This is a genomic window from Pseudomonas sp. FP818 (genome assembly GCF_030687335.1).
Taxonomy (GTDB): domain Bacteria; phylum Pseudomonadota; class Gammaproteobacteria; order Pseudomonadales; family Pseudomonadaceae; genus Aquipseudomonas; species Aquipseudomonas shahriarae.
In genome coordinates this window covers 2622759-2649023 of record NZ_CP117427.1, presented here as the reverse complement: position 1 = coordinate 2649023, position 26265 = coordinate 2622759, and the positions used below count along the sequence as shown (strand labels likewise).

General features: G+C 62.0%; 31 protein-coding genes. 22 read left to right on the top strand and 9 right to left on the bottom strand.

Annotated elements, in window-relative coordinates; all coding sequences use genetic code 11:
* The first annotated feature begins 100 nt into the window (after nucleotides 1–100).
* Nucleotides 101–1054, top strand: coding sequence for a fimbrial protein (locus PSH80_RS11885; protein WP_057959603.1), 954 nt, complete (start codon nucleotides 101–103; stop codon nucleotides 1052–1054).
* Between the two features lie 155 nt (nucleotides 1055–1209).
* Nucleotides 1210–1491 (top strand): hypothetical protein, encoded by a 282-nt coding sequence (locus PSH80_RS11880; RefSeq protein WP_057440049.1) that lies wholly within the window; start codon nucleotides 1210–1212, stop codon nucleotides 1489–1491.
* 10 nt (nucleotides 1492–1501) lie between these two features.
* Here the strand turns inward: PSH80_RS11880 and PSH80_RS11875 are convergent, their stop codons facing one another.
* From PSH80_RS11875 to PSH80_RS11860, 4 genes are all read right to left on the bottom strand, one after another.
* Nucleotides 1502–1732: a hypothetical protein gene (locus PSH80_RS11875; RefSeq protein WP_057440048.1), complete on the bottom strand. Its 231-nt coding sequence runs from the start codon at nucleotides 1730–1732 to the stop codon at nucleotides 1502–1504.
* Between the two features lie 73 nt (nucleotides 1733–1805).
* Entirely contained in the window at nucleotides 1806–2729 is a 924-nt protein-coding gene (locus PSH80_RS11870; RefSeq protein ID WP_170060427.1) for a c-type cytochrome, read from the bottom strand.
* Nucleotides 2726–3376 carry a cytochrome c gene (locus PSH80_RS11865; protein ID WP_057959601.1) on the bottom strand — a complete coding sequence of 217 codons (651 nt, stop codon included), beginning with the start codon at nucleotides 3374–3376 and terminating at the stop codon, nucleotides 2726–2728. Before PSH80_RS11865 ends, PSH80_RS11870 begins: the two co-directional genes overlap by 4 nt.
* 182 nt (nucleotides 3377–3558) lie before the next feature.
* Nucleotides 3559–3909, bottom strand: coding sequence for a hypothetical protein (locus PSH80_RS11860; RefSeq protein ID WP_057440046.1), 351 nt, complete (start codon nucleotides 3907–3909; stop codon nucleotides 3559–3561).
* A 214-nt stretch (nucleotides 3910–4123) separates the two neighbouring features.
* Between PSH80_RS11860 and PSH80_RS11855 the strand changes: the two genes are divergently transcribed.
* The 11 genes from PSH80_RS11855 (at nucleotide 4124) to PSH80_RS11805 (ending at nucleotide 13933) form a co-directional block, all read left to right on the top strand.
* Entirely contained in the window at nucleotides 4124–4426 is a 303-nt protein-coding gene (locus PSH80_RS11855; RefSeq protein WP_003173824.1) for a DUF1883 domain-containing protein, read from the top strand.
* A gap of 29 nt (nucleotides 4427–4455) precedes the next feature.
* On the top strand, nucleotides 4456–4623 hold the full coding sequence (locus tag PSH80_RS11850; RefSeq protein WP_162947682.1) for a hypothetical protein: 168 nt from the start codon (nucleotides 4456–4458) through the stop codon (nucleotides 4621–4623).
* Nucleotides 4624–4654: 31 nt separating this feature from the next.
* The gene (gene alkB / locus PSH80_RS11845; RefSeq protein ID WP_057959600.1) at nucleotides 4655–5323 is read left to right on the top strand and encodes a DNA oxidative demethylase AlkB; all 669 of its coding nucleotides are present in this window, start codon (nucleotides 4655–4657) and stop codon (nucleotides 5321–5323) included.
* Between the two features lie 87 nt (nucleotides 5324–5410).
* The gene (ada, locus tag PSH80_RS11840; protein WP_169990250.1) at nucleotides 5411–6487 is read left to right on the top strand and encodes a bifunctional DNA-binding transcriptional regulator/O6-methylguanine-DNA methyltransferase Ada; all 1077 of its coding nucleotides are present in this window, start codon (nucleotides 5411–5413) and stop codon (nucleotides 6485–6487) included.
* 83 nt (nucleotides 6488–6570) lie between these two features.
* Nucleotides 6571–7635 carry a nitronate monooxygenase family protein gene (locus PSH80_RS11835; protein ID WP_271043430.1) on the top strand — a complete coding sequence of 355 codons (1065 nt, stop codon included), beginning with the start codon at nucleotides 6571–6573 and terminating at the stop codon, nucleotides 7633–7635.
* Nucleotides 7636–7745: 110 nt separating this feature from the next.
* Nucleotides 7746–8498: a molybdate ABC transporter substrate-binding protein gene (modA, locus tag PSH80_RS11830; RefSeq protein WP_169990248.1), complete on the top strand. Its 753-nt coding sequence runs from the start codon at nucleotides 7746–7748 to the stop codon at nucleotides 8496–8498.
* Nucleotides 8499–9179, top strand: a complete 681-nt coding sequence (modB, locus tag PSH80_RS11825) for a molybdate ABC transporter permease subunit (protein WP_057440041.1) — start codon at nucleotides 8499–8501, stop codon at nucleotides 9177–9179.
* A 5-nt stretch (nucleotides 9180–9184) separates the two neighbouring features.
* On the top strand, nucleotides 9185–10264 hold the full coding sequence (modC, locus tag PSH80_RS11820; RefSeq protein WP_120734425.1) for a molybdenum ABC transporter ATP-binding protein: 1080 nt from the start codon (nucleotides 9185–9187) through the stop codon (nucleotides 10262–10264).
* A gap of 66 nt (nucleotides 10265–10330) precedes the next feature.
* On the top strand, nucleotides 10331–11368 hold the full coding sequence (locus PSH80_RS11815; protein WP_198817433.1) for a DNA topoisomerase IB: 1038 nt from the start codon (nucleotides 10331–10333) through the stop codon (nucleotides 11366–11368).
* A 146-nt stretch (nucleotides 11369–11514) separates the two neighbouring features.
* Nucleotides 11515–13149, top strand: a complete 1635-nt coding sequence (locus PSH80_RS11810; RefSeq protein ID WP_169990246.1) for an ABC-F family ATP-binding cassette domain-containing protein — start codon at nucleotides 11515–11517, stop codon at nucleotides 13147–13149.
* A 79-nt stretch (nucleotides 13150–13228) separates the two neighbouring features.
* Nucleotides 13229–13933, top strand: coding sequence for a YoaK family protein (locus tag PSH80_RS11805; RefSeq protein WP_057959594.1), 705 nt, complete (start codon nucleotides 13229–13231; stop codon nucleotides 13931–13933).
* 136 nt (nucleotides 13934–14069) lie between these two features.
* On the opposite strand, the gene PSH80_RS11800 is transcribed toward PSH80_RS11805, so the two are convergent.
* The 4 genes from PSH80_RS11800 to PSH80_RS11785 all read right to left on the bottom strand — a co-directional run bounded on the left by PSH80_RS11800 (nucleotide 14070) and on the right by PSH80_RS11785 (nucleotide 15773).
* The gene (locus tag PSH80_RS11800) at nucleotides 14070–14423 is read right to left on the bottom strand and encodes a hypothetical protein (RefSeq protein ID WP_057440037.1); all 354 of its coding nucleotides are present in this window, start codon (nucleotides 14421–14423) and stop codon (nucleotides 14070–14072) included.
* Nucleotides 14424–14462: 39 nt separating this feature from the next.
* Nucleotides 14463–14774, bottom strand: a complete 312-nt coding sequence (locus PSH80_RS11795; protein WP_057440036.1) for an AzlD domain-containing protein — start codon at nucleotides 14772–14774, stop codon at nucleotides 14463–14465.
* Nucleotides 14771–15466: an AzlC family ABC transporter permease gene (locus PSH80_RS11790; RefSeq protein ID WP_057440118.1), complete on the bottom strand. Its 696-nt coding sequence runs from the start codon at nucleotides 15464–15466 to the stop codon at nucleotides 14771–14773. Before PSH80_RS11790 ends, PSH80_RS11795 begins: the two co-directional genes overlap by 4 nt.
* A gap of 91 nt (nucleotides 15467–15557) precedes the next feature.
* Nucleotides 15558–15773, bottom strand: a complete 216-nt coding sequence (locus PSH80_RS11785; RefSeq protein ID WP_003212603.1) for a hypothetical protein — start codon at nucleotides 15771–15773, stop codon at nucleotides 15558–15560.
* Nucleotides 15774–15948: 175 nt separating this feature from the next.
* Between PSH80_RS11785 and PSH80_RS11780 the strand changes: the two genes are divergently transcribed.
* From PSH80_RS11780 to PSH80_RS11740, 9 genes are all read left to right on the top strand, one after another.
* Nucleotides 15949–16305: a metalloregulator ArsR/SmtB family transcription factor gene (locus PSH80_RS11780; RefSeq protein ID WP_057444819.1), complete on the top strand. Its 357-nt coding sequence runs from the start codon at nucleotides 15949–15951 to the stop codon at nucleotides 16303–16305.
* A gap of 18 nt (nucleotides 16306–16323) precedes the next feature.
* On the top strand, nucleotides 16324–17607 hold the full coding sequence (locus PSH80_RS11775) for an arsenic transporter (RefSeq protein WP_057959593.1): 1284 nt from the start codon (nucleotides 16324–16326) through the stop codon (nucleotides 17605–17607).
* A 13-nt stretch (nucleotides 17608–17620) separates the two neighbouring features.
* Nucleotides 17621–18094 (top strand): arsenate reductase ArsC, encoded by a 474-nt coding sequence (locus PSH80_RS11770; RefSeq protein WP_305420302.1) that lies wholly within the window; start codon nucleotides 17621–17623, stop codon nucleotides 18092–18094.
* Nucleotides 18095–18106: 12 nt separating this feature from the next.
* Entirely contained in the window at nucleotides 18107–18793 is a 687-nt protein-coding gene (arsH, locus tag PSH80_RS11765; RefSeq protein ID WP_057440033.1) for an arsenical resistance protein ArsH, read from the top strand.
* A gap of 52 nt (nucleotides 18794–18845) precedes the next feature.
* Entirely contained in the window at nucleotides 18846–19673 is an 828-nt protein-coding gene (locus tag PSH80_RS11760) for an AraC family transcriptional regulator (protein WP_057959591.1), read from the top strand.
* A gap of 45 nt (nucleotides 19674–19718) precedes the next feature.
* Complete coding sequence (locus tag PSH80_RS11755) at nucleotides 19719–20330, top strand: LysE family transporter (RefSeq protein ID WP_128593754.1); 612 nt, start codon at nucleotides 19719–19721, stop codon at nucleotides 20328–20330.
* A gap of 305 nt (nucleotides 20331–20635) precedes the next feature.
* Nucleotides 20636–20920 carry a hypothetical protein gene (locus tag PSH80_RS11750; protein ID WP_081044239.1) on the top strand — a complete coding sequence of 95 codons (285 nt, stop codon included), beginning with the start codon at nucleotides 20636–20638 and terminating at the stop codon, nucleotides 20918–20920.
* 209 nt (nucleotides 20921–21129) lie between these two features.
* Nucleotides 21130–23844: a magnesium-translocating P-type ATPase gene (mgtA, locus tag PSH80_RS11745; RefSeq protein ID WP_169990244.1), complete on the top strand. Its 2715-nt coding sequence runs from the start codon at nucleotides 21130–21132 to the stop codon at nucleotides 23842–23844.
* Between the two features lie 107 nt (nucleotides 23845–23951).
* Nucleotides 23952–24680 carry a hypothetical protein gene (locus PSH80_RS11740; protein WP_128593755.1) on the top strand — a complete coding sequence of 243 codons (729 nt, stop codon included), beginning with the start codon at nucleotides 23952–23954 and terminating at the stop codon, nucleotides 24678–24680.
* Nucleotides 24681–25495: 815 nt separating this feature from the next.
* On the opposite strand, the gene PSH80_RS11735 is transcribed toward PSH80_RS11740, so the two are convergent.
* The gene (locus PSH80_RS11735; protein ID WP_305420299.1) at nucleotides 25496–26227 is read right to left on the bottom strand and encodes a tellurite resistance TerB family protein; all 732 of its coding nucleotides are present in this window, start codon (nucleotides 26225–26227) and stop codon (nucleotides 25496–25498) included.
* Nucleotides 26228–26265: the final 38 nt, after the last annotated feature.

The window sequence follows — 26265 nt, the reverse complement described above, 5'->3', positions numbered from 1 at the left end:
AAAAACCGATTGATACCCATAGGCTTTCAGGCCAACCAGGTTTACAGCGACTGATTGTTCGCTGGACAGCGCCTGCGTAGAGAAGCAACGAGAGATCAAGATGAAACGACTATATGAAGCCATGGTGCTTCTCCTGCTGATTAGCGTTAGTTCGGCCGCGCTGGCTGTCGATTGCCGGATCAATGGTGGGGAGTGGGCGCGGGTGACCCACCTGACCGTCCCCGTAGACGTACGGCTCGATACAGATCGCGTGAGGATTCTGATGGAGGGCGCCCGGCTCGAATGTCGGTTTACCGCCGGCGCAGGCCCCGTTTGGGGGGAGGATTACTGGGCAACCGGGAATGCCTCGGGAACACCCTGGACGTCCGGCCCCAAATTCACCCGGGAAAGGAGCGGTTTGCGCATCAATGGCAGCTTCCTCGATACGCCGGTTCCGGCGGGTATCCGCGTGGCCACCATGCCCAACAACGGGATCGGCTACCCGATCAATATCACCCCCTATATTCTGGTGCGTAACGATCCCTCCAATCCTATTGATGTGCGCACAGGAGACACCCTCGGCCTGTTGCGCCTCACCAGCTCGAACAATTTCGACGGCACCCGACCGCAACTCACGGTCACTTATACCGCCGCCAACGACTTCACCATTTCCCCGTCAACCTGCACGATCAACAATAACAACCCGATCGAGATCGACTTCGGCGATGTACACCAAAGGGCAATCGGCACCGACCCGCTGACAACCACCGTTCGCCGTGACCGCCGACTCACCTACGCGTGCCCGGACCCGGGGATCACCACGCCGATCACCATTACCTACAAAGGTACCCCTTCATCGTTCGACTCCAGGCTGCTGCTGATGAGCAACCCGGATGTCGGCACGGCACTCGTAAGGAGCGCAACGGCCGTCCAGGTCGGCGGCGCCTTCCTGTCCAGTATTACCAATAGCGTGGGCGGCGACGATGTGACGTTTACCCTCGTCCGGCGAGCCGGCTCCCTGCCCACCCCAGGCCCCGTCAGCGGCAGCGGTGTACTCGTGATGGGTGTGCCATGACACACGCAAAAGGCCAGGGCCGGACACATCGCGGGGGCGCAGTCGCAGACTTTGTTTCTGAGACTGCGCATTAAGTGGCAGTTCGCTATACTCTCGCGCCAACGCCCCACGACAGTGTCAGCGCCCCTCCAACACCCTCGACGACGACCCAACTCATGAACAAAATCCTGGCACTGATCTCGGTACTGGCGCTTGCCGGCTGCACCACCACATCTGATATCTATCTGAAAAATGGCGAACAAGGCCTGACCATCGACTGCTCGGGCGAGGCCAACTCTTGGGCCAGTTGCTATGAAAAAGCCGATGCATCCTGCGCAGGCACCGGTTACCGCATCGTCGGTACCGAAGGCACGCCGGCCTTGCAGGACAGCGACAAGACCCTGGGCGTGGACGTGGGCAATTTCAAGGGCCGCAGTGTGGTGGTGGTCTGCAAGTAACCCCGGGCGGTTACATGTGAATCTCGGCGAACTTGATGCCCAGGCTACGAATGGTATCGATCAGGTCATCCAGTTTCGCAAAGGATTCGACCTCGTCCTGGTCATCCACCAGGAAAAAGCTGCGCCCGCCGCTTTTCTTGAAAAATACAATCCACTCCCCCGAATTGGCCGGATTTTGAATCACATGGGTCGCAGAGATGTGACCCTCTGCATGCCGCTCTCTGACGCGTTCACGTTTCATAATTGCTTTCCAGAATGACAATGCCGCTCAAACCCCGGGGTTTGAGCGGCATTTTTTGTGGTCGGCGGATAGTTTAACGGATGCCTTGGCCAATCAGTACGCCATCAACCGTTTGCCCGTACAGATTCACGCCATCATTGGCGTGGAACTTGACGCGGGTCTTCTCCACCGAGCCGTCCACCAGGCGCGGATCCTGGGGGCGCTCATGGCGGTTGACGTAGGCCGCCACGTCCCAGGCCTGCTGGTCGCTCAAGCTACCGCCCTTGCCCAGCGGCATGTTGTGCTTGATAAAGGAGGCCGCCGTGTTGATCCGGTGCATACCGGCGCCCCAGTTATAGGAGTCCTTGCCCCACAACGGTGGCATCACGTAGCTATCACCGACCTTCTGCCCCTGCCCCTCGCCGCCATGGCACACCGCACACTGTGCCTTGTACACCTCGGCCCCTTGCGCCAGGTTGTAGCCTTTGGCCGGTTGTGGCACATCAGGGTAACCACGCCCAGGCAACTCCACGCCCAGCGGCGCCTTGCTCGCCAGCCAGTAAGCGTAGGTCGACAGCGCGGCAATCTCAGGGCTGTCGGCTGCCGGTGGCGTGCCGCCGTCCATGCTGAACTGGAAGCAACCCTGCAAGCGTTCGGCGAAGGAGTTGACCTTGTCATTCTTTTTTCGATAGGCCGGGTACATCGGGTAAGCCCCCCACAGCGGCGAGGAGTTGGCCAGGCGCCCCTGATCCAGGTGGCAGTTGCTGCAATTGAGACCGTTGCCGACAAACTGCGGCGCCAGGCGCTTGGTATCGACGAACAACGCATAACCCTGCATCACCAACTTGCCGTAGGCATTGTCGGGCAACTCGCTTGCCTGAGGTGGCTGGAACGCCGTGGTGGCAGGCACCGCAGCCGGCACCTGCAGTTGCGACTGATCTTCCATGGCTATCGGTGCGGCCAACGCTGGCACACTGATCAACGCGACCAGCACGGGTGCAAATGACAGGTTCTTCATGGCTTGACCTCCTGGCCAGGCAAGGAGGCGAAATAACCGGCAATCCCCTGCACTTCGTCATCCGTGAGGGATTTGGCCACATGGCCCATCAGGTCATTGGGATCATTGTGCCGGGTGCCACTGCGCCAGGCATTGAGCTGGGCGGCCAGGTAGGCGGCAGATTGCCCGGACAGCGGCGGGAACGCCTCGCCAACGCCGACACCTGCAGGGCCATGGCAACTGACACACGCAGGAATCTGCCGCTCCCAGGCCCCCTGCAGTGCCAGTTTTTCGGTGGGATTGGTCGGGGCCATGCTGCGATGGCCGGTTTGCACGGCCGGCGCCGGCATCGCCGCCAGCGTCTGGGTCACTGCGGCGATTTCTTCATCGGTAAGCGCCTTGGCCAGCGACGTCATCACCGGGTTGCTGCGCGCACCACTCTGGAAGTCATGCAGTTGTTTGCTCAGGTAAGCCTCCGGCAACCCCGCCAGCCGCGGAAACCCCGCAGCCGCCAGCCCCAGGCCATCGGCGCCATGGCACGCCATGCAAGCCGCCGCGCCAGGCTGCGCGCCACCTTCATTGAACACCTTTTTGCCCTCCAGCGCCTGCGCGCTGCCGAGCATGAGCAGCAGGGCGCCACCCATCAACACTCTCTCCACAGACATCATCACGACTCCATTTTTATAGTTATATGCTTAGACCTACAATGCATAAGCCTACAAATGGTAGGGTAATGGGCTGACAGTCACAACCGCTGGCTAAGAAATTTCAGGCAATAAAAAGCCCGGCACTGCAAGCGCAGGCCAGGCTTCTTGATCGGAGTTGATCGCGTATGAGCGGTGAGGTGGACTCAGCCGGAAATGCAGTCTTCCGCAGCTTTCTTCACATCACCCGGACGAATCGGCACATTGGACATGCTCTCGTAGAGCTTGATGCTGCTACCGCTGGAGCGGTCTTCAATCTCGAAAATGGCCGACGGGTCAGCCGAAAATTTCTGCGGCACAATTACCCGCACACCTTCCTTGAGCGGCTCGATCTGCGACGGGCGACGGGTCGCCGACAGTTTCTGCACCACACACGCCGCGTATTCCTGCGGTTTTTTCCCGGAGATAACCGCCAGGGTTGGCGGTGTCTGCTTGATGTCTGAAACCGAAGCACATCCACCTATTGCCAGGGCCAGAACCAATACACTCCACTTCATACAAAACCTCCGATAAAGACCCTACGACAGCGAAGATGGTATTTTTCTCCCGCCAACGTAGGATTTATCCCTGATATATCGGTAAATAACTGTTTTAAATTGTCGAAGACGCCGACGACGACCCGATAATAAACGTGCTGGGGCTGATAAACTCCATCTTAACCCACGTATCGTTCTGATTTTTCAGAAAAAGCCCTTCTGGAGACACCCCCCCATGAAATTCATCCACCAGCGCGAACACTTGAACGAAGGGGACATTGTCGTCATTGAATGCTCGCAGACCTGCAATATCCGCCTGATGAGCGATGCGAATTTCCGCAGCTTCAAAAATGGTGGTCGCCACACGTATCACGGTGGCGCGTTCGACAAATTCCCGGCCAAGATCACCGCGCCAAGCACCGGGTTCTGGAACATCACCCTGGATGTGGTGACACGCCGTGCCATCAGCGTTACCCGCAAGCCGGCCTTGTCCCATAAAATCCGCATTGTTCGCCGCACCAGCACCAAACTCAGCTGATTGCGCTGCCTTACACCACAGGAATGCCCGTGAACCAGACCACCAAATACGTCATCAAGTACAAGCTCAACGGCGAACGCCGTTTTGAATTTGCCCAACTGCAGTCGGCCAGCACCGAAGAGGCCCAGGCGGCCTTGGCGAAAATCCACGATGCCAGTGACGAAATCACTGAGATCACCGTGAGCAAGGCCCTGTAAACCATCCCCAGCAGCGGAGTGATTGTGCAACATGGACCCTCATTCCACCGGCGACCTGTTCAGCGACGAGGCCTTGCAGCAACCGGCCCGTCGCGAGCAAATCGGCGAACAATCCTGCGTCCTCAGGGGCTATGCCCTGCCCTGGCTTGAACGTGTCTTGCCCGAGCTGCGTGCCGTCCTGGTCCAGTCCCCGTTCCGGCATATGGTCACCCCCGGTGGTTTTACCATGTCGGCGGCCCTGAGCAGTTGCGGCGCACTGGGCTGGACCACCAGCCCCCAGGGCTATCGCTACAGCCCCCTCGACCCCGAGCGCCAGCAGCCCTGGCCGAGCATGCCGGCGGTGTTGCGCGAACTGGCGATCAACGCGGCTAGCGCTGCGGGCTTCGACGGTTTTGCGCCGGACGCCTGCCTGATCAACCGCTATGTGCCGGGTGCGAGGATGTCCCTGCACCAGGACAAGAACGAGCGCGACTACAACGCGCCAGTGGTCTCGCTGTCCCTGGGCCTGCCGGCGGTGTTTCTGTTTGGCGGCCATCAACGCAGTGACAAGACGCAGAAGATCTCACTGTTCCATGGTGACGTGGCGGTCTGGGGCGGCGTTGACCGCCTGCGTTTTCATGGGGTGCTGCCGATCAAGGAAGGCGCGCACCCGCGCATGGGGCCACAACGGATCAACCTGACGTTTCGCACGGCCGGCTGAGCCCGGTGAATTCAACCGCAAGCAACGGAGTGTGCGGCCCCTCCCCGGTGATTATCCTGGCCACTGATCCATTGCCGAGCTATTGCCATGAGCACTGAAGATGATCTGCGCTGGGCGGCCATTGTTGCCCGTGACGCTACGGCCGACCTGACCTTCGTCTATGGGGTCAAGACCACCGGGGTGTATTGCCGCCCCAGCAGCAGCGCACGCCAGCCGCTGCGCAAGAACGTCGAGTTCTTCGACACCCCGCAGCAAGCCGAAGCCGCCGGGTACCGCCCCAATAAACGCACCTCGGCCGATCAGACCCAGGTCGCGCAACGCCATGCGCACCTGGTCGCCGCTGCCTGCCGCCATATCGAACAGGCCGAGACCCTGCCCGCCCTGGAAGACCTGGCCAACGGCGCCGGCCTGAGCCCCTTCCACTTCCACCGCGTATTCAAGACCCTGACCGGGCTGACGCCGCGGGGTTATGCGCGGGCCCATCGTTCACGCAAGGTCAGGGCTCACCTGCAGGACAACCAGTCGGTGACCGACGCGCTGTACGACGCAGGCTTCAACTCCAACAGCCGCTTCTATGCGTCTGCCGACCAGTTGCTCGGCATGACACCCAGCGACTACAAGGCCGGCGGCATCCATAACGATATCCACTTTGCCATCGGCGAGTGCTCCCTGGGGGCGATTCTGGTGGCGCAAAGCAATCGCGGGGTCTGCGCGATCCTCCTGGGCGACGACCCGGACCAACTGGCGCGCGACCTGCAGGACCAGTTCCCGCAGGCCAATCTAATCGGCGCCGACCCCGGTTTTGAACAGTTGATTGCCCAAGTGGTGGGTTTTATCGAAGCGCCCGCCCTTGGCCTGAACCTGCCCCTGGACCTGCGCGGCACCGCGTTCCAGGAGCGTGTCTGGCAGGCCCTGCGCGACATTCCGTTAGGCAGCACGGCCAGCTATGCCGAGATTGCCCAACGCATCGGCGCGCCCAGCGCCTTTCGCGCCGTGGCCCAGGCGTGCGGCGCCAATCGCCTGGCCGTGGCGATTCCCTGTCACCGCGTGGTACGCAGCGATGGTCATCTTTCGGGCTACCGCTGGGGGGTGGAGCGCAAGCAGCAATTGCTCCAGCGCGAACGCCGCTCCGTGCATGAACAGGCGCCGGCGTCCAGTGAATAATACAGACTGGCCTTGCCCCGGCCGCCCCTGTTAAAAATGCCGGGCAGCCCTCCCCGGGCGTTCCACCACTGGAGAAGCGAACCATGAGCACCTGGCCAGATACGCGGATTATTGACCTCTTGGGCATTGACCTGCCGATCATCCAGGCCCCCATGGCCGGCAGCACCAGCCCGCAGATGGTGATTGCCGCAAGCCAGGCCGGCGCCCTCGGCTCCATGCCGGCGGCCACCTTGAGTCTCGAGCAACTGCGCCAGGCGCTGAGCACCATTCGCCAGGCCAGTGCCCGACCGTTGAACGTCAATTTCTTCTGCCATCAGCCACCAGTCCCTGCCCCCGAACGTGACCGCCAGTGGAAGGCGATGCTGGAGCCCTACTACCGTGAACTGGGGGCCGATTTTGACGCACCGACCCCGGTCTCCAACCGCGCCCCATTCGACACTGCCAGTTGCGAAGTGGTGGAAGAGTTCCGCCCCGAGGTAGTCAGTTTCCACTTCGGCCTGCCGGAAAAAGCCCTGCTGGACCGGGTCAAGGCCACCGGGGCAAAAGTGCTGTCATCGGCCACCACCGTCGAAGAAGCGATCTGGCTGGAGCAGCACGGCTGCGATGCAATCATTGCCATGGGCTATGAAGCCGGTGGGCATCGCGGGATGTTTCTCAGCGATCGGCTCACCAGCCAGATTGGCACAATGGCCCTGGTGCCGCAGATCGTCGATGCGGTCAGTGTGCCGGTGATCGCGGCCGGTGGGATTGGCGATGCACGGGGCATGGTTGCCGCGTTCGCCCTTGGCGCCTCGGCGGTGCAGATCGGCACGGCCTATCTGTTCACGCCCGAAGCCACTATCACCCCCGCCCACCATCAGGCATTGCACAGCGCCCAGGCCAGCGAAACGGCCCTGACCAACCTGTTCACCGGGCGCCCGGCGCGGGGGATCGTCAATCGGGTGATGCGCGAACTGGGGCCGATCAACCCAGCGGCGCCGGCGTTTCCATTGGCCGGCGGTGCCTTGATGCCTTTGCGCGCCCTGGATGAAGCCGACTTCAGTAGCCTGTGGGCCGGCCAGGCGCTGCGCCTGGGGCAGGACCTGTCCACCCGCGAGCTGACGCTGAACCTGGCCCGGCAGGCCCTGGCGCAACTTAATAAGCGCTGAGCCCCTGAGACAACTTTGCACTGTACCGACGATGGCGAAGCGCTATATATTCCCATACATAGCGATTACCTATAACAAGCCGCCACGTCGGCACCCCAAGGAGCTGCTGCATGATGATTCGCGCCCCAGGCCTGGCCACCCTGCTTGCCCTCTTCACCCTGGGCTCGGCCCACGCCGATGAAGTCCAGGTAGCCGTCGCCGCCAACTTCACCGCCCCTATACAGGCCATCGCCGCCGACTTCAAACAAGACACCGGGCACACCCTGGTCGCCGCCTACGGGGCTACCGGGCAGTTCTACGCCCAGATCAAGAACGGCGCGCCGTTTGAGGTATTCCTCAGTGCCGACGACAGCACCCCGCAAAAGCTCGAGAGCGAAGGCGACACCGTCAAGGGCTCGCGCTTCACCTATGCCGTCGGCACCCTGGCGCTGTGGTCGGCCAAGGAAGGTTATGTGGATGCCAAGGGCGATGTGCTGCAGAAAAACCAATACCAGCACCTGTCCATCGCCAACCCGAAAGCCGCCCCCTACGGCCTCGCAGCCACCCAGGTGCTGGCCAAGCTGGGCCTGACCGACCAGGTCAAGAGCAAGCTGGTCGAAGGCCAGAACATCACCCAGGCCTATCAGTTTGTGTCCACCGGCAATGCCGAGTTGGGCTTTGTCGCCTTGTCGCAGATCTATAAAGACGGCAAAGTCAGCAGCGGCTCGGCGTGGATCGTTCCTGGCCAGATGCATGACCCGATCAAACAGGACGCGGTGATCCTCAATAAAGGCAAGGACAACCCGGCCGCCAAGGCGCTGGTTGACTACCTCAAGGGGCCAAAAGCTGCCGCGATTATCAAATCCTACGGTTATCAACTGTAAATGCCCCTATCGAGTGCCGATTTTTCTGCGATCTGGTTGACCCTGAAACTGGCGTCGCTGACCACCGTGATTCTGCTGGTCATCGGCACTCCGATTGCCCTGTGGCTATCGCGCACCCGCTCCTGGTGGCGCGGCCCCATCGGCGCGATCGTGGCCCTGCCGCTGGTGCTGCCGCCCACGGTGATTGGCTTCTACCTGCTGCTGACCATGGGCCCCCATGGCTACCTCGGGCAGTTCACCCAATGGCTGGGCCTGGGCACCCTGACCTTCAGCTTCGCCGGCCTGGTGATTGGCTCGGTGATCTATTCCATGCCGTTTGTGGTGCAACCATTGCAGAACGCGTTCTCGGCCATCGGCAGTCGCCCCCTGGAAGTCGCCGCCACTTTGCGGGCCAACCCCTGGGATACCTTTTTCACGGTGATCCTGCCCCTGGCCCGGCCCGGTTTTATCACCGCGTCAATCCTCGGTTTTGCCCATACCGTGGGTGAGTTTGGCGTGGTGCTGATGATCGGCGGCAATATTCCCGACAAGACCCGGGTGGTCTCGGTGCAGATCTACGATCACGTCGAAGCCATGGAATACGCCCAAGCCCACTGGCTGGCCGGGGCCATGGTGGTGTTTTCTTTCCTGGTGTTGCTGGCGCTCTACTCCAGCCGTAAAACCAAAGCGGGCTGGAGCTGATGTCGATGATCGAGGTGCGCCTGCAACTGCAGTATTCCGGCTTTGCCCTGGACGTGGACCTGAGGCTGCCGGGGCGTGGCGTCACCGCGCTCTACGGGCACTCCGGCTCGGGCAAGACCACCTGCCTGCGCTGCATTGCCGGGTTGGAGCGGGCCGGTGATGGGTTTGTGCAAATCAACGAGCAGGTCTGGCAAGACAGCCGTAACGGGGTGTTTGTACCGCCGCACAAACGTGCCCTCGGTTATGTATTCCAGGAGGCCAGCCTGTTTCCCCACCTGTCGGTGCTGGCCAACCTGGAGTTCGGCCTCAAGCGTATACCCAAGGCCCAGCGCCGCGTGGACATGATCCAGGCCACGCAACTGCTGGGCATTGGCCACCTGCTGGATCGCCATCCCGAGCATTTGTCCGGCGGTGAGCGCCAGCGCGTCGGCATCGCCCGTGCCCTGCTCACCAGCCCGCAATTGCTGCTGATGGACGAACCCCTGGCTGCCCTCGACAGCCAGCGCAAAGGCGAGATCCTGCCCTATCTGGAGCGCCTGCACGACCAACTGGAAATCCCGGTGCTGTACGTCAGCCATGCCCAGGATGAGGTGGCGCGCCTGGCCGATCACATTGTCCTGCTCAGCGAGGGCAAGGCCCTGGCCAGCGGCCCGATTGGCGAAACCCTGGCGCGGCTCGACCTGCCGCTGGCCCTGGGCGACGATGCCGGCGTGGTGATCAACGGCACGGTCAGCAGCCACGACGCCCACTACCAGTTGCTGACCCTGCAATTGCCCGACAGCCCATTGCAAATGCGCGTGGCCCATACACCGCTGGCGCCGGGCAAACACTTGCGGTTCAAGGTCCGCGCCCGGGATGTCAGCCTCAGCCTGCAACCCGGGGAGCACAGCAGTATTCTCAACTGCTTGCCCGTGACCGTGATCCAGGAGATCCCTGCCGATAACAGTGCCCATGTGCTGGTGCGGCTGGATGCTGCGGGCACGCCGTTACTGGCGCGGATCACCCGTTACTCGCGGGACCAGTTGCACGTGCATCCAGGGCAGGCACTGTGGGCACAGATCAAGGCGGTCGCGGTACTGGCTTGAACGGACGGCGCAACGCTGCGGTCAATCAGCCATACCGGCCTGATTTATTGCCAAGGACTTTGCCCCATGCCCGACTCCACCGTGCCTGCCGACCTGCCCCGTGACCTGCACTACGTTGATGACAGCCAACCGGGCCTGAGCCGCCGCAAACTGCGGGGCAAGTTCCAGTATTTCGACAGCCACGGCCAACGCCTGACCGACGCCGACGAAATCCAGCGGATCAACGCCCTCGCCATCCCGCCGGCCTATAACGACGTGTGGATCTGCGCCGACCCCAAGGGCCATCTGCAGGCCACCGGGCGCGATGCGCGCGGCCGCAAGCAATACCGTTATCACCCACGCTGGCGCGAGGTGCGCGACAGTGACAAGTATTCGCGCCTGCAGCAGTTCGGCAATGCGCTACCCAAATTGCGCAAGCAACTGCAAGCGCAAGTCGACGCACCGGGCTTCAATCGGGAGAAGGTCCTGGCCACCGTGGTGTTATTGCTCGATGCCACGCTGATCCGCGTCGGCAACAGCCAATACGCCCGCGATAACCGCTCCTATGGCCTGACCACCCTGCGCACCCGCCACGTGGATATCAAGGGCAGCGAAATCCAGTTCCAGTTCCGTGGCAAGAGCGGTGTCGAGCATCAGGTCAGCATCAAGGACCGGCGCCTGGCCACCGTGCTCAAGCGCTGCCTGGAGTTGCCGGGGCAGAACCTGTTCCAGTACCTGGACGAAAACGGCGAGCGGCGTACCGTCAGCTCCACCGACGTCAACGCCTACCTGCACAGCCTCACCGGCGCCGACTTTACCGCCAAGGACTATCGCACCTGGGCCGGCAGCGCCCTGGCCCTGGCGGTGTTGCGGGAGCTGGCGTGGCAACCGGAGTCGGATGCCAAAAGGCATGTGGTGGAGATGGTCAAGAACGTCGCCCGGCAACTGGGCAACACCCCGGCGGTGTGCCGCAAGTGCTACATCCACCCGGCGGTGCTGGAGCACTTCAGCCAGGGCGGGCTGGCGAAACTGCCCAGGCCCAGGGTGCGCAAGGGCTTGAAAGCCGAAGAGGTGGGGCTGGCGATGTTTCTTGAGCAACTGCAGACGGCGGCATCACCGATGTAGGAAAAATGACGCAACTGCGCTAGGCTACCGGTCCTTTCCGACCGCAGGACGACCGCCGACGTGAACAACTAAGCCTTCCAACATGTAAACGCAACGAGCCGCCTGGCGCGCTTGTTGGCTTGTGCCACATTGTTCTGGAGGTGCTGATGACTGACGTCAACCGGCTGCCTGTACTTGTTTCCTTGCATCACGTGGGTTTTCAGTTCGCCAATGGCGAGATTCTGCTGGAAGACCTCAACCTGTCTATTGATTGCACCCCTACCGGGATTGTCGGCCGTAATGGCATGGGCAAGAGCGTATTGGCGCGCCTGCTGGCCGGCGTGCTTGTTCCGTCCTGTGGCGTGATCAAATTATCGGCCCGTATCGCCTATGTCCCACAGACCATTGAGCTGTTACCGGGACAGACCGTGGCCCAGGCCAGCGGTTGCGCACAAACCCTGGCCGCCCTTGAACGCATGGCCCGGGGTCAAGCGCAGGCTGACGACCTGGAACTGATTGATGATCGCTGGGACCTGGCCGAACGCCTGCGCCAGGCACTGGACGCCGCTGGCCTGGCCGAGATCAGCCCCGACCAGCCCGCCGAACAGCTCAGTGGCGGCCAACTGGCCAGGGTCGCGCTGATAGGTGCTTTACTTCGCGCCCCGCAATTGCTGATTCTCGACGAGCCCACCAACCACCTCGACAGCGCCGGTCGCGACTGGCTGCTGGCGACTCTCAACGCCTGGCGCGGCGCCCTGGTGGTGGTCAGTCATGACCGGCGCCTGCTCAACACCCTGGGGCGAATCATCGAGCTGTCGCCCCTCGGGGCCCGGCTCTACGGCGGCAACTACGACGACTACCGGGCGCAGCGCGATGCCCAGCAGCACGCCGCCCAGGCCACCCTGGAACATGCCCGCCTGGATCGGCGCCGCGAGCGCCAGCGCCTGAAAAAAGACCTCGACAGCTTCCAGCGCCACGCCGCGAGCGCCCGTAAACATGCCGAGACCGCCAACGTCGATGCCTTCACCAAATCCCGCTGGAAAGGCGCCGCCAACGAAATCGTCAGCAACGTGCGCAGCGCCCACGTGCAACACAAACAGGTGTTGAACGAACGCGTGCGCTCGGCCCACGAACGGGTGGTGGACGAAACACCGACCTTCCTCGCCTTGCCCGGCACCCTCCTGCCTGCTGGCCGCCAGGTGCTAACCCTGACCGACTGCCAACTGCCCTGGCTCGCTCCCCACGCGCCGAGCACCTTTATCAACGCAAGCCTGTGTGGGCCGATACGGGTCGCAGTCCACGGTCCCAATGGTTGCGGCAAGTCCACCCTGCTCAAGCTGCTGGCCGGCCAATGGCAACCGGTCAGCGGCGCCTGCACGGTGCACGTACCCTGTGCCTATCTCGATCAACAGTTGACGCTGCTCGATGACCGGCAGTCGATCGTCGAACAACTCAAACTGATGGACACGCCCCTGGCCGAAGCCGAGCTGCGCACCCGCCTGGCCCTGTTGCAACTGGACGCATTGCGCGTAACCCAACCCATCGGCCAGCTCAGTGGCGGCGAGCGGTTGAAGGCCGCCATGGCGATTGCCTTATGGCGCAAGACCCCGGCGCAATTGCTGCTGCTGGACGAGCCCACCAACCATTTGGACCTGGAGTCGGTAATGGCCTTCGAACAGGCTTTGCAAGGGTTTAGCGGCGCGCTGATTGCGGTCTCCCATGACGCGGCATTTCTGCAGGCACTCAAGCCGACTCACGTCCTGACCTGGGACGCCATGGGCTGGCGCTTGGAGGTGAACTGAAGATGTTCCAAGTCATTGCAGTTCAGAGGAAAGCGTCCTACGGTAGTGGCCGGATAATCTCATTGAGGAACCTCCCGCCGTGCTGCCCTCCTCCCCGAAACCCTTGGTCAATACCGTCCTGCAGCATCAGCACAAATGGCGCGGGCGCATTGGCCTGACGCTGGTAGCCAGCCTCTCGGTACTGGCCGGCATGACTGACGCCATTGGCTTTATGGCCAGTGGCGATTTTGTCTCGTTCATGAGCGGCAACACCACGCGGCTGGCGGTGGCGATCAGTGAAGGCGACCTGGGGCTGACCGGACGTCTGACGCTGCTGGTGGCGACGTTTATTCTGGGGAACGCCCTGGGTGTGATCATCAGTCGGATCAGCAAGCGCCACGCGTTGCCGCTGTTGCTATGTATTGCCACGCTATTGTGCGGGGCAGCAGCGTGGCCGCTGGCCGAACAATTGCCTGCCGTGCTGGCCGCGATCATTGCCATGGGCATGCTCAATGCGGCGGTGGAACAGGTCAATGGCCTGCCCGTGGGGCTGACTTACGTGACCGGCGCGTTGTCGCGGTTCGGTCGGGGGCTGGGGCGCTGGATGCTGGGGGAGCGTCGCGATGGCTGGCGCGTACAGTTGATTCCCTGGGCCGGGATGTTTGTCGGCGCGGTGATCGGCGCTTTGCTGGAGCATCAGATGGGCATTCGCGCCCTGCTGGTCAGCGGCCTGCTGTCGGCGCTACTGGGTCTGCTGTCGCTGAAGATCCCACGGCGTTGGCACTTGGGTTATATGCCACGCTGAAAAGGTGCCCGCCCAACACAAGGCCTCGACGTCCATGTACTGGTAAAGAGCCATGATGTTGGGCGAGCGCGAGAATATTAAGGCAAAGCCGGCGGTGTGTCCGCCGGGCATTTCTGAAGAAATCTAAGGAAACAAACTACAGACAGGTCGCCAAGGCCGCCAGGCGACGCTTGGCAGCGAAATTATCTTCGGCTGCGTAGTAACTGACGGTGGTGCTGGCGCCGGCACTGCGCACATCGACAAAGTAGTCACCGCCCGTGGTGTAGACCGTATGACCACCGCCTTGCGCCGGCTCCATAAAGCCCCCGGCATCAACGCCGAACACCGCTTCGTCCTGCCAACCGAACTGGATGCACTGGGCAACGACCAGCGCGGCCTTGTCAGAGGCCAGGGTTTTATAGGGCGCGCCTGCGCGTGCGTCTTTCATCTTCGAACCTGCGCAACCGGCCAGCGCCGCCAGGACCAACGCACCTATCACCACCTTCCGCATGCCATCGCTTCCTTGAAAAAAACGCGACTGTACCACTGCCTACAACAACCAGCGAAACAGATAGAACAGCGCCATGCTTGATAGCACCGTGGTCAAGACGCTGCGCGTCCAGAACATCAAGGCCACCGCGCAGATACCGGCCAGCAGGTAGGGGTTGGTGGGGCTCAGGTTGAGCTTGTGCTCGGCCAGGAAAATGATCGGCCCGCAGATCGCCGTCAACATGCCGGGCACCGCAAAACCGAGAAACTCCCGGGCGCCGCGATTCAGGCGAACCGGCAAGCGCGGCTCAAGAAACAGATAACGGTTGAAAAACACCGCCAGGCCCATGCCGATAATCATCACAAAAATCATCGCTGCCCCACTCCCAAGCGCTTGCAGGCATAGCCTGCACTCATGCCCAACAACCCCGAGACCACCACCGCCGACTCCCAGTGCCAGTAGCTGAGCAGCACCGAAAACAGCAGGGCCACCGCCACACACACCACCGTCGGCACATCACGCACCACCGGGGTGATCAAGGCGATAAAGGTCGCGGCGATGGAGAACTCCAGGCCCAGTTGATCGAGGTTGGGGATGCTCTTGCCGAGCACGATGCCGGCCAGGGTGAACAGGTTCCAGGCCACGTAGAACGTCAGGCCCACGCCCAGGGCATACCAGCGGTTGAAGGTCTGGCGGTCGTATTGGCTGACCAGGGCAAAGAACTCGTCGGTCAGCAAAAAGCCCAGGCTCATGCGCCACCGCGCCGGCAAAGGCGACAGGGTGCTGCGCATATGCATGCCATACAGCAGATGCTGAGAGGTCAGCAGCAAGGTGGTGAGCAAAATGGCAATCAGGCTCGCGCCGCTCTTGACCATGCCAATCGCCACCAACTGCGCCGCACCGGCAAACACAATGGCCGACAGGCCCTGGCTTTCCAGCGGGGTGAACTGGGCGTCAATCGCCAGGGAACCGGCCAGCAGGCCCCATGGGGCACAGGCCAGCGACAGGGGGATAATCGCAATCGCGCCACGGGCGAAAGCGTAATGCGGTAAGGCAGTAGGCATGGACAACAGGCTCATCGGCAAACAGCCCGTAAGCATGCCTGCCAGCGCAGCGATTGTCTTGAATGATCTTGCGCGCGGCTAAGCCGCCGAATCAGGCCAGCTTGACCGACACCCGCTCCACCGCATCCCTGGCCTCACGCAGTTCGTGGGCGTCCTGGTTGAGCCGGTGGATGGTGTTGAGCAGGCGCTGGCGCAGCACTTCATCGCTGAGTTTTTCGACAGCGCGCATCAAATCGAAGGCCGCGGTTTCGTTGTTGTCCGCGACGGAATCGAGGGTCTTGCGCAGGTTGCGAGTGGCACGGGTCACACGGTTACTTCCTTTTTCATCAATGGCGGGCACTTTAGGACAGTTGTGTTTCATTTTAATTTCAGTCACTTGCGGGCAATCCCCAGACCCTTGACCTGGATCAACGGGATATTCGTTGCACACTACATATGGATATCCGTATATTCGCATCCTCATATGTTTAGTGGCGCCGATCATGAGCGATCCGTTCTCCCCCCCAGACGTTTTTAAATGCCTGGCCGATGCGACACGCATCAGGCTGATCTTGTTGATCCTGCGCGAAGGCGAGCTGTGCGTCTGCGAGCTGATCCATGCCCTGGATGACAGCCAGCCAAAAATTTCCCGTCACCTGGCCCAACTGCGCAGTTGCGCACTGCTGGTAGACCGTCGCCAGGGCCAGTGGATTTACTACCGCCTCAACCCCCAGTTGCCGCAATGGGTGAGCACGGTGCTGGAGACCACCTTGCAAGCCAATCAAGCCTGGCTGCAAAGCGACGCACAGCGCCTGGCTGCAATGGGTGACCGACCGCAACGCGCCAGCACCTGCTGCTGACCCCTGGAGAACACTTTTATGCTGATCGCCTTCGCGATATTTCTCGTCACCATTGTCTTGGTCATCTGGCAACCCAAAGGCCTGGGGGTTGGCTGGAGCGCATCCATAGGCGCGATCCTGGCCCTGGCTTGCGGCGTCATCAGCCTGGCGGATATCCCCGTGGTGTGGCAGATCATCTGGAATGCCACCGGCACCTTCGTCGCCCTGATCATCATCAGCCTGATCCTCGACGAGGCCGGCTTCTTCGCCTGGGCCGCGCTGCATGTCGCGCGCTGGGGGCGCGGCCGTGGCCGCCGGCTGTTCGCCTATATGGTGCTGCTGGGGGCGCTGGTCTCGGCACTGTTCGCCAATGACGGTGCGGCCCTGATCCTGACGCCGATTGTCATGTCGATGCTTCTGGCCCTGCGCTTCTCACCCGCCGCCACCCTGGCCTTCGTGATGGGTGCAGGGTTTATCGCCGACACCGCCAGCCTGCCGCTGGTGGTCTCCAACCTGGTGAATATCGTCTCGGCGGACTACTTCAACATCGGCTTCAACCAGTACGCGGCAGTGATGGTGCCAGTCAACCTGGTCAGCGTCGCCGCTACCCTGGCCGTGCTGCTGTGGTTCTTCCGTCGTGACATCCCGCACAGTTATGACCCCGCCGACCTGCCTGAACCGGCCAGTGCCATTCATGACCCGGCAACTTTCCACGCGGCCTGGTGGGTGCTGGGCATCCTGCTGGTCGGCTGCTTTGCCCTCGAACCCCTGGGTATTCCCATCAGCGCCATCTCGGCCGCCTGCGCCCTGCTCCTGCTGGTGATCGCCGCCAAAGGCCACAAGATTTCCACACGCAAGGTGCTCAAGGAAGCGCCCTGGCAGATCGTGATTTTCTCCCTAGGCATGTACCTGGTGGTCTACGGCCTGCGTAACGCCGGACTGACCACCTACCTCGCCACCTGGCTCAACACCTTCGCCGATTACGGCGTGTGGGGCGCGGCCCTGGGCACCGGGTTGCTGACGGCGCTGCTGTCTTCGGTGATGAACAACCTGCCGACGGTGCTGATCGGCGCGCTGTCCATCGAGGCCAGCCATACCGTGGGCGTGGTCAAGGAGGCGATGATCTACGCCAACGTGATCGGCAGCGACCTGGGCCCGAAAATCACCCCTATCGGCAGCCTGGCGACGTTGCTCTGGCTACATATCCTGGCGCGCAAGGGCATCCGTATTACGTGGGGGTACTACTTCAAGGTCGGCATCGTCCTGACCTTGCCGGTGCTATTGCTTACCCTGGCGGCGCTGGCCCTGCGCCTGAGTGTTTAACGGGAGAATTGTCATGAAAGTCCTGTTCATCTGCACCGCCAACAGCTGCCGCAGTATCCTCAGCGAAGCCCTGTTCAACCACCTGGCCCCGCCAGGGTTCCATGCCATCAGCGCCGGGAGCTTTCCCAAGGGCCAGGTCCTGCCACGCAGCCTGAGGAGTACATTGCAGGCCGCGGGCATCAGCACCGACGGTTTGTACAGCAAGGGCAACGAGGCCTTTGCAGACAGCCCACCCGACATTGTGATCAGCGTGTGCGACAAAGCCGCCCAGGAAGCCTGCCCGGTGTACTTTGGCCCGGCAATCAAGGCGCATTGGGGGCTTGAGGACCCGTCGGACCTACACGGCGATGAGGCGCAGATTGACGCCGCCTTCCAGGCCACCCTGCAGATCATCGAAACCCGTTGCCGGGCGCTGTTCGACCTCCCGTTCAGCCGCCTCGATGCGGCACAGATCAAGGCTGAGCTGGATCGTATTGGCTTGTTATAAGCGGAGAATGTCATGACCACCCTACCCAACCTCGACCTCACATTGAGCACCCCACTCCACGCTGACACCGCACAACGGCCACGGATTCTCCTGCTCTATGGTTCCAACCGTACGCGCTCTTTCAGCCGACTCCTGGTGGAAGAAGCGGCGCGAGTGCTTCAGCATCTAGGCGCCGAGACACGGATCTTCAACCCCGCCGGCCTGCCAATGCCGGACGATGCTCCGAACGATCACCCCAAGGTCCAGGAACTACTGGCCTTGATGCAATGGTCCGAAGGCCAGGTGTGGTGCTCACCGGAACGGCACGGCTCGATGTCAGCAGTGTTCAAGGCGCAAATCGACTGGGTACCCCTGGCACTGGGTGCCATCCGCCCAACCCAGGGCAAGACCCTGGCGGTGATGCAAGTCTGCGGCGGCTCGCAGTCTTTCAACACTGTCAACCAACTGCGCGTCCTGGGGCGCTGGATGCGTATGCTGACCATCCCCAACCAGTCATCTGTGCCCAAGGCCTTCATGGAGTTCGACGATCAGGACCGGATGAAACCTTCAGCCCTCTATGATCGCGTGGTGGATGTCATGGAAGAGTTGGTCAAGTTCACCCTGCTGGTGCGTGAGCATCCGGAACTGGTGCAGCGCTATTCTGAGCGCAAGGAAGATGCTCAAGCGCTCTCTGACCGGGTCAATCAACGGTCGATCTGAACGCAGGTAAACGCGTATGCTTTGCTGCACCCGATGCCACTGAGCCCACCCCATGAGTTCCCTGCACCACGCCTGGCTGGGCCCTTACGAAATCAGCAGCACCACCTGCACCGGCCTGACCTTTGCCCGGCATAGCCACGACGAGTGCGTGATTGGCGTCAACCTGGTCGGCGCCGAGCAGGTGTGGCTGGACCGGCGCACCTTCGAGGCCGGGCCGGGCAGTATCACCCTGTACAACCCCGGCCAGATCCAGGGCGGCGGCGCGGCCGAGGGGGCACCCTGGCACTTTGTCAGCCTGTACGCCGGGGCCGATCGCCTGGCCACCGACCTTGGGCTGGCGCACCTGGAGTTCGATCGTGCGCTGTGCTTTGCCCCGGAACTGGCGGCGCAACTGGCCCAGGCCGCCAAGGGCGCATTAAGCGCCGACCCACTGGTTTGCGGGCTGAGTGAAGACGCCCTGGTGTTGCTGCTGGGCGAAGTGGTCAGGCTCAGTGGTGTGCGCCTGCCCAGTAGCGCCAGCGCCGGGTCGGGGATGGTGGCCCAGGCTCAGGAACTACTCGCTGCGCAGTTACATCAAGGCGTGGCGCTGGATACCCTGGGCGACGAGTTGGGCCTGTCGAAATTCCACGTCCTGCGCACCTTTCAGAAAGAAACCGGCCTGAGCCCCCGGCAGTGGGCCATGCAGTTGCGTACCCGCCGAGCAAAAGGCCTGCTGCGCAGCGGCCTGAGCGCCGCTGAAGTCGCCCATGAAGTGGGCTTTGCCGACCAGAGCCACCTCAACCGGCACTTCCGTGCGGCGTATGGTATTACCCCTGGCCGTTATCAGAGCGCAATCCGGTCCAAGACAACTCAGCGCCCGCAGCCGCAAACTGACCTGTAGCAGCCGACGTGTCGGCGAAGGTGCGTGATTGATTTTGGGGGGGTGATGCTGACAATCTTTTTTTCCGCGCTGGTCTTCGGCTTTGTATTTTGCCTGTCCCCTGGCGCAGTGCTGGCAGAAACCCTGCGCCGCGGCCTGCTGCATGGGTTCGCCCCGGCATTGCTGGTGCAGGTCGGGTCGCTGGTGGGCGATGCGACCTGGGCGGTGATCGGCCTGACCGGCATGGCCCTGCTGATCCAGCACGACGCGGTACGCGTGCCCCTGACCGCCGTTTGCGCGCTGTACCTGGCCTGGCTCGGTCTGCGCAGCCTGCTGGATGCCTGGCACCTGCCGCAACCCGACAGCGCCCCGGCCAGCACCGGGCGCAACGCGCTGATGGTCGGCGCAACCCTCTCCTTGGCCAACCCGAAGAACATTGTGTACTGGGGCGCCCTGGGCAGTGCCCTGGCAGGCATCGTCGGCACCACCCCGAGTCACGGTCAGACCCTGATGTTTTTCGCCGGTTTTATGCTGGCGTCGATCCTGTCGTGTTTTCTGATTGCGGGCTTGGTGAATGTCTTGCGAAAGAACGCCTCGCCAACTTGGCAGCGAATCAGCCATGGCGCCTGCGGCCTGGTATTGATGTATCTGGCGTTATTGGCCGCCTACAGTGTATGAACTTATATATAACGCCAATCTGAATGAAGTCTGAACAAGCGCCCAAACAAGTTCATTATTGATTGACATCCCCTACCTGCCTGAGTAGATTGCCCGTGCCTGCAACTCGGGCCTTATTTCAACCTCACAAAAGAAGCCAATGGACACAGTATCTAGTCGCTGTCCGCTCCCCGTGAATACAGGGGGCGGACGCCAAACCCAGAGTAAAGACGGGACTCGCCTTCCAGGCCGGGTTAGCTGCGCTAGAGCTTGATGCTCCAACGTAACTGCCTTGAGCCGGCGCCAGTCCGGTCCCGAGGTGTGTTATGAATTTCCAGACCCTTGTTCTACCTGATGTACGCACGCTGGCTTCAGCCCTGCGTGCCACGCCGTGCCGTGTTTCCCGGGGCATTGCCCCCGCGCGCACGGCCCTCGCCTGCCCCTCCCCGCGTATCAGCCCGGTGCACCTGCGTGCTCACTGGCGCCTGTGCCCCACCACCGGCCACCTGGTCCAGCAATGGGACCATGCCGACCCTCAAGATCCACAGAGACGGAACGTTTCCAGCCTGCCTGTTCACGTGCGCCTGTTGTTGAGCGCGCACGCGGCATAAGCCGACTGGAAACAGCAACTTCCTGATAGTTGGTCAATTAATTAACTGGCGTTCTTTGCGAACTAAGCCAGCGGCAGTTTTCTGCGCGCCCGTTAATTAACTCACCTCTTTAAAGTTATTAGAACTGATCGCAAAAAATTGCGACTCGGCATGTTCGTGCTCGCCTGCCCACCAGGCAAGTAATGAGTATGTCGACAGGAGTACACACTATGAGCGCCGTAAAAACCACGCAACTGCCCAACAAGCACCGCGCCACCCATGACAGCAAACTGTCGATGCGTGCCGCCCGCGAAGCGCAAAACGGCCTGGCGGCCACCCTGGCCAACGTCCGGGCGACCAAGGACGGCCTGACCGAACTGGATGCCAGCGCCCGCCTGCAACGCGAAGGCTATAACGAAGTGGCCCACGACAAGCCGCCACACGCTGTCGTGCAATTCCTCCAGGCCCTGAACAACCCTTTTATCTATGTGCTGCTGACCCTGGCGGTGATCAGTTTTGTCACCGACTACTGGCTGCCGCTGCGCGCCGGTGAGGACGTCGACCTGACCAAGGTCATTATCATCATGACCATGGTCGCCCTGAGCAGCCTGCTGCGCTTCTGGCAGGAGCATCGCTCGGCCAAATCCGCCGAGGCGCTGAAGGCCATGGTGCGCACCACCGCCACGGTGCTGCGCCGCGAGCAGGTCGGCGCCCAACCCATCCTGCGCGAAGTGCCGATGCGTGAACTGGTGGCCGGCGATATCGTGCAGTTGTCGGCCGGCGACATGATCCCGGCCGATATCCGCCTGATCGAGTCCCGCGACCTGTTTATCAGCCAGGCCGTGCTGACCGGCGAAGCCTTGCCCGTGGAAAAATACGACACCCTGGGCGACGTCACGCAAAAATCCGCCACCCTCAGCGCCGCCGACCAGAGCAACCTGCTGGATCTGCCCAACATCTGCTTCATGGGCACCAACGTGGTCAGCGGCCGCGCCCAGGCAGTGGTGGTGGCGACCGGGCCACGCACCTATTTCGGCTCGCTGGCCAAGGCCATCGTCGGCTCCCGGGTGCAGACCGCCTTTGACCGTGGGGTGAACAGCGTCAGTTGGCTGCTGATCCGCTTTATGCTGGTGATGGTGCCCATCGTGTTTTTCCTCAATGGCTTTTCCAAGGGCGACTGGGGCGACGCGTTCCTGTTTGCCCTGGCGGTGGCCGTGGGCCTGACCCCGGAAATGCTGCCGATGATCGTCAGCGCCAACCTGGCCAAGGGCGCGAATGCCATGGCCAAGCGCAAAGTGGTGGTCAAGCGCCTCAACGCGATCCAGAACTTCGGTTCGATGGACGTGCTGTGCACCGACAAGACCGGCACCCTGACCCAGGACAAAATCATCCTCGAGCACCACGTCAACGCCTTCGGCCAGCGGGACGACCAGGTGCTGTCCCTGGCCTGGCTCAACAGCCATCATCAAAGCGGCATGAAGAACCTGATGGACCAGGCGGTGCTCGCGTTTTCCCAGCACAACCCCAAGTTCCAGGTGCCGTTTGCCTACAGCAAGGTCGATGAACTGCCCTTCGACTTTGTTCGTCGGCGCCTGTCGATTGTGGTCAAGGACAGCCACGGCGATCACCTGCTGGTGTGCAAGGGTGCCGTGGAAGAGATGCTCGCTATCGCCACCCATGTGATGGAAGGCGCGAGCGCCGTGGCTCTGGACGAGCGTCGTCGCCAGGAACTGCTGAACACCGCCAACGAGTTCAACGAGGACGGCTTCCGCGTGCTGGTGGTGGCCACCCGCAACATTCCCAAGGCCCTGGCGCGCCAGCAATACACCCCCACCGATGAACGCAACCTGGTGATCCACGGCTTCCTGACTTTCCTCGATCCACCGAAGGAAACCGCCGGCCCGGCGATTGCTGCGCTGCAAGAGATCGGAGTCGCGGTCAAAGTGTTGACCGGCGATAACGCCGTGGTCACTCGCACCATCTGCCGCCAGGTTGGCCTGGAGCCTGGCGAGCCGCTGCTCGGCGTGGATATCGAAGCCATGGACGATGCGACCCTCAAGCAGGAGGTTGAGCAACGCACGGTGTTCGCCAAGCTGACGCCGCTGCAAAAATCCCGGGTGCTCAAGGCTTTGCAGGCCAATGGTCACACCGTGGGTTTCCTCGGCGACGGCATCAACGATGCACCAGCCCTGCGCGATGCCGACGTCGGCATCTCGGTGGACAGCGCGACTGATATTGCCAAGGAATCGGCCGACATCATCCTCCTGGAAAAGAGCCTGATGGTGCTCGAAGAAGGTGTGCTTAAAGGGCGCGAGACCTTCGGCAATATCATGAAGTACCTGAACATGACGGCCAGTTCCAACTTCGGCAACGTGTTCTCGGTGCTGGTGGCCAGTGCGTTCATCCCTTTCATGCCGATGCTGGCGATCCACTTGCTGCTGCAGAACCTGATGTATGACATCTCCCAACTGGCCCTGCCGTGGGACAAGATGGACAAGGAGTACCTGGCCAAGCCCCGCAAGTGGGACGCGCAGAACATCGGGCGCTTTATGATCTGGATCGGGCCGACCTCGTCGATCTTCGACATCACCACCTTTGCCCTGATGTGGTACGTGTTTGCGGCCAATAGTGTGGAAATGCAGACCCTGTTCCAGTCCGGCTGGTTCGTCGAAGGGCTGCTCTCCCAGACCCTGGTGGTGCATATGTTGCGCACCCGCAAGATCCCGTTCTTCCAGAGCACCGCCGCCTGGCCGGTGTTGATGATGACCAGCCTGGTCATCGCCCTGGGGATCTATGTGCCCTTCTCGCCCCTGGGCACGATCGTGGGCCTGCAACCCTTGCCTTGGGCCTACTTCCCTTGGCTGGTCGGCACCTTGCTCGCCTACTGCTGTGTGGCACAGCTGATGAAGACGATCTACATCCGCCGCTTCAAGCAGTGGTACTGAGTTTGCTGTTGTGACCGGGCTGGGTGTGGCAGACAGGTTTGCCACACCCAGCCCACTCCAACAGCACCATCGCTACAGATAATTCTGTTCATTTGGAGCATGACCCCATGCACAAACACACCTTCCTTGCTGCCTTTGACTGGCTACCGGCATCGCGGCAACGGGCGCTGCGGCGCAACCTGATTTTTATCGGCGCCTTCCTGGTGCTCGGCCTGCTGTCCAAGGCCTTCGCCGCCGGTGGTTCCTATGTGGTGGACGATGGCGCCATCAACGCCCCCGGCGAATGCAATATCGACGGAGGCTACACCCGCTCGACATCGCACACCACCCTCTCCGCCGCCTGCACATCCCGCGCAATGCCCAACCTGCAATGGGGCGCCGCCCTCGAGGATGACCCTGAGCAGACCCAGCTCAGCCCGCAGTTCAAGGGCTCATTGTGGGCCTGGCAGGATGCCGGCGTGGAGATCGCCTGGGCGGCGGCAGCGCATATCGCGGTGGATCGCCGGCACCCATTCGACGGCGCAGACCTGAGCCTGCCGCTGACCTGGCAAGCGTCTCAGACGCTACGCTTGAACCTCAACGCCGGCTGGGCCCATGCCTATGACGATGGCGAACAAAACCACCGACTGACCTGGGGCACAGGCCTGGAATACCGCTTGGCGAACTCGTTGACGCTATTGGCAGAACGCTATGGCCAACAAGGCGGCGACCAGGCCTGGCAAGCCGGGCCGCGGGTGCATTTGGGTCAGCAAGTCGATGTGGACCTGGTGGTCGGACGCAACCTGACCGGGGATCGCGACCGCTGGCTGACGACCGGGGCTACCCTACGGTTCTGAAACACTGGAGGGAGATCAATGTGGGAGCTGTCGAGCTTCAGCGAGGCTGCGATGGCGGCGGTACTGCTGGCATTGATGCTGGCTGAGCCACCGCTTTCGCAGCCTCGCTGGGGCTCGACAGCTCCCACAGGGTTTATCGGGGTTTGCGGGATCTGTGTTCTCGAACGCGGGCGCCCTACAGCGAACACGTTATGCCAGCTGGCACAAAATAATGTGGGAGCTGTCGAGCCCCGGCGAGGCTGCGATGGCGGCGGTATGGCTGGCATTGATGTTGACTGACCCACCGCTTTCGCAGCCTCGCTGAAGCTCGACAGCTCCCACAGGGTTTATCGGGGTTTGCGGGATCTGTGTTCTCGAACGCGGGCGCCCTACAGCGAACACGTTATGCCAACTGGCCACAAAATAATGTGGGAGCTGTCGAGCCCCGGCGAGGCTGGCGGGGGGGGGGGGGGGGCGGTATGGCTGGCATGGATGTTGGCTGAGCCACCGCTTTCGCAGCCTCGCTGAAGCTCGACAGCTCCCACAGGGTTTATCGGGGTTTGCGGGATCTGTGTTCTCGAACGCGGGCGCCCTACAGCGAACACGTTATGCCAGCTCCCACAGGGTTCGTCGGTGTTTGCCGGGACTGCGGACCTTACCGCGGGCGCCCTGCAGCGAACACGTTATGCCAGCTGGCACAAAATAATGTGGGAGCTGTCGAGCCCCAGCGAGGCTGCGATGGCGGCGGTATGGCTGGCCTTGATGCTGGCTGAGCCACCACTATCGCAGCCGCACTAGGGCTCTGCAGCAAGCACACGCTTCAAGTTGCCTCGGTATCAGGCCGGTTTGGCTTGCTGCTCAAGGTGCAGTTGCAGCTCCGGCTCGATGCCCAGCGCACCTGCCAACTCGTCCAGGTAGTTGCGCTCGGCGTCCTGTTGGTCATCCACCAACATGACGCTGGCCAGGTAGACCTCGGCAGCCACCGCCGGGTCATTGGCATATTCGGCAAAGTCGGTTGCATCCAGGGGCTTGGCGACTTGAGCGTCGAGCCATTGCTGCAAGTCCGGATCGTCGGTGTGGCGCCCGATCTCCTGGGAGATCAAGGCCTTTTCTTTCTCATCAATCCGCCCATCCGCCTTGGCCGCCGCGATCAATGCACGCAGTACCGCATGGCTATGGGCCTCGACATCGGCGCCAGACAACTGGTCAACCGTCTGCAGCGCCTGTTGCGGCGCCGAGGCCTGTTGCCGTTGCCAAGCCTGATACGCCTGGAACGCCATCATCCCCAGTGACTCCAGGGCCGCGTAGTTGGTACCGCCAGTGCGCGCGCGGGTCGATCCGCCCGCCTGGGGCCCGCCCAACATGCCACCCAGACCACCCAGCAGATCGCCGAGGCCGCCACCGCCCGACGCCGTTGCGGAGCCGCCGCCGCGCAGCAACCCACCGAGCAGGCCGCCCAAGCCACCGAGCCCTCCCGCGCCACCCTGGGGTGCCGCCGAGCCGCCTTGCTGCGCCATCGAGGCTTGGCCTGCACGGAGCAGTTGTTCCAGTAGAGCACTGGTGTTCATGGTATCGCCCTCCTTTGGGCTGTGCGCCAGACAATCAA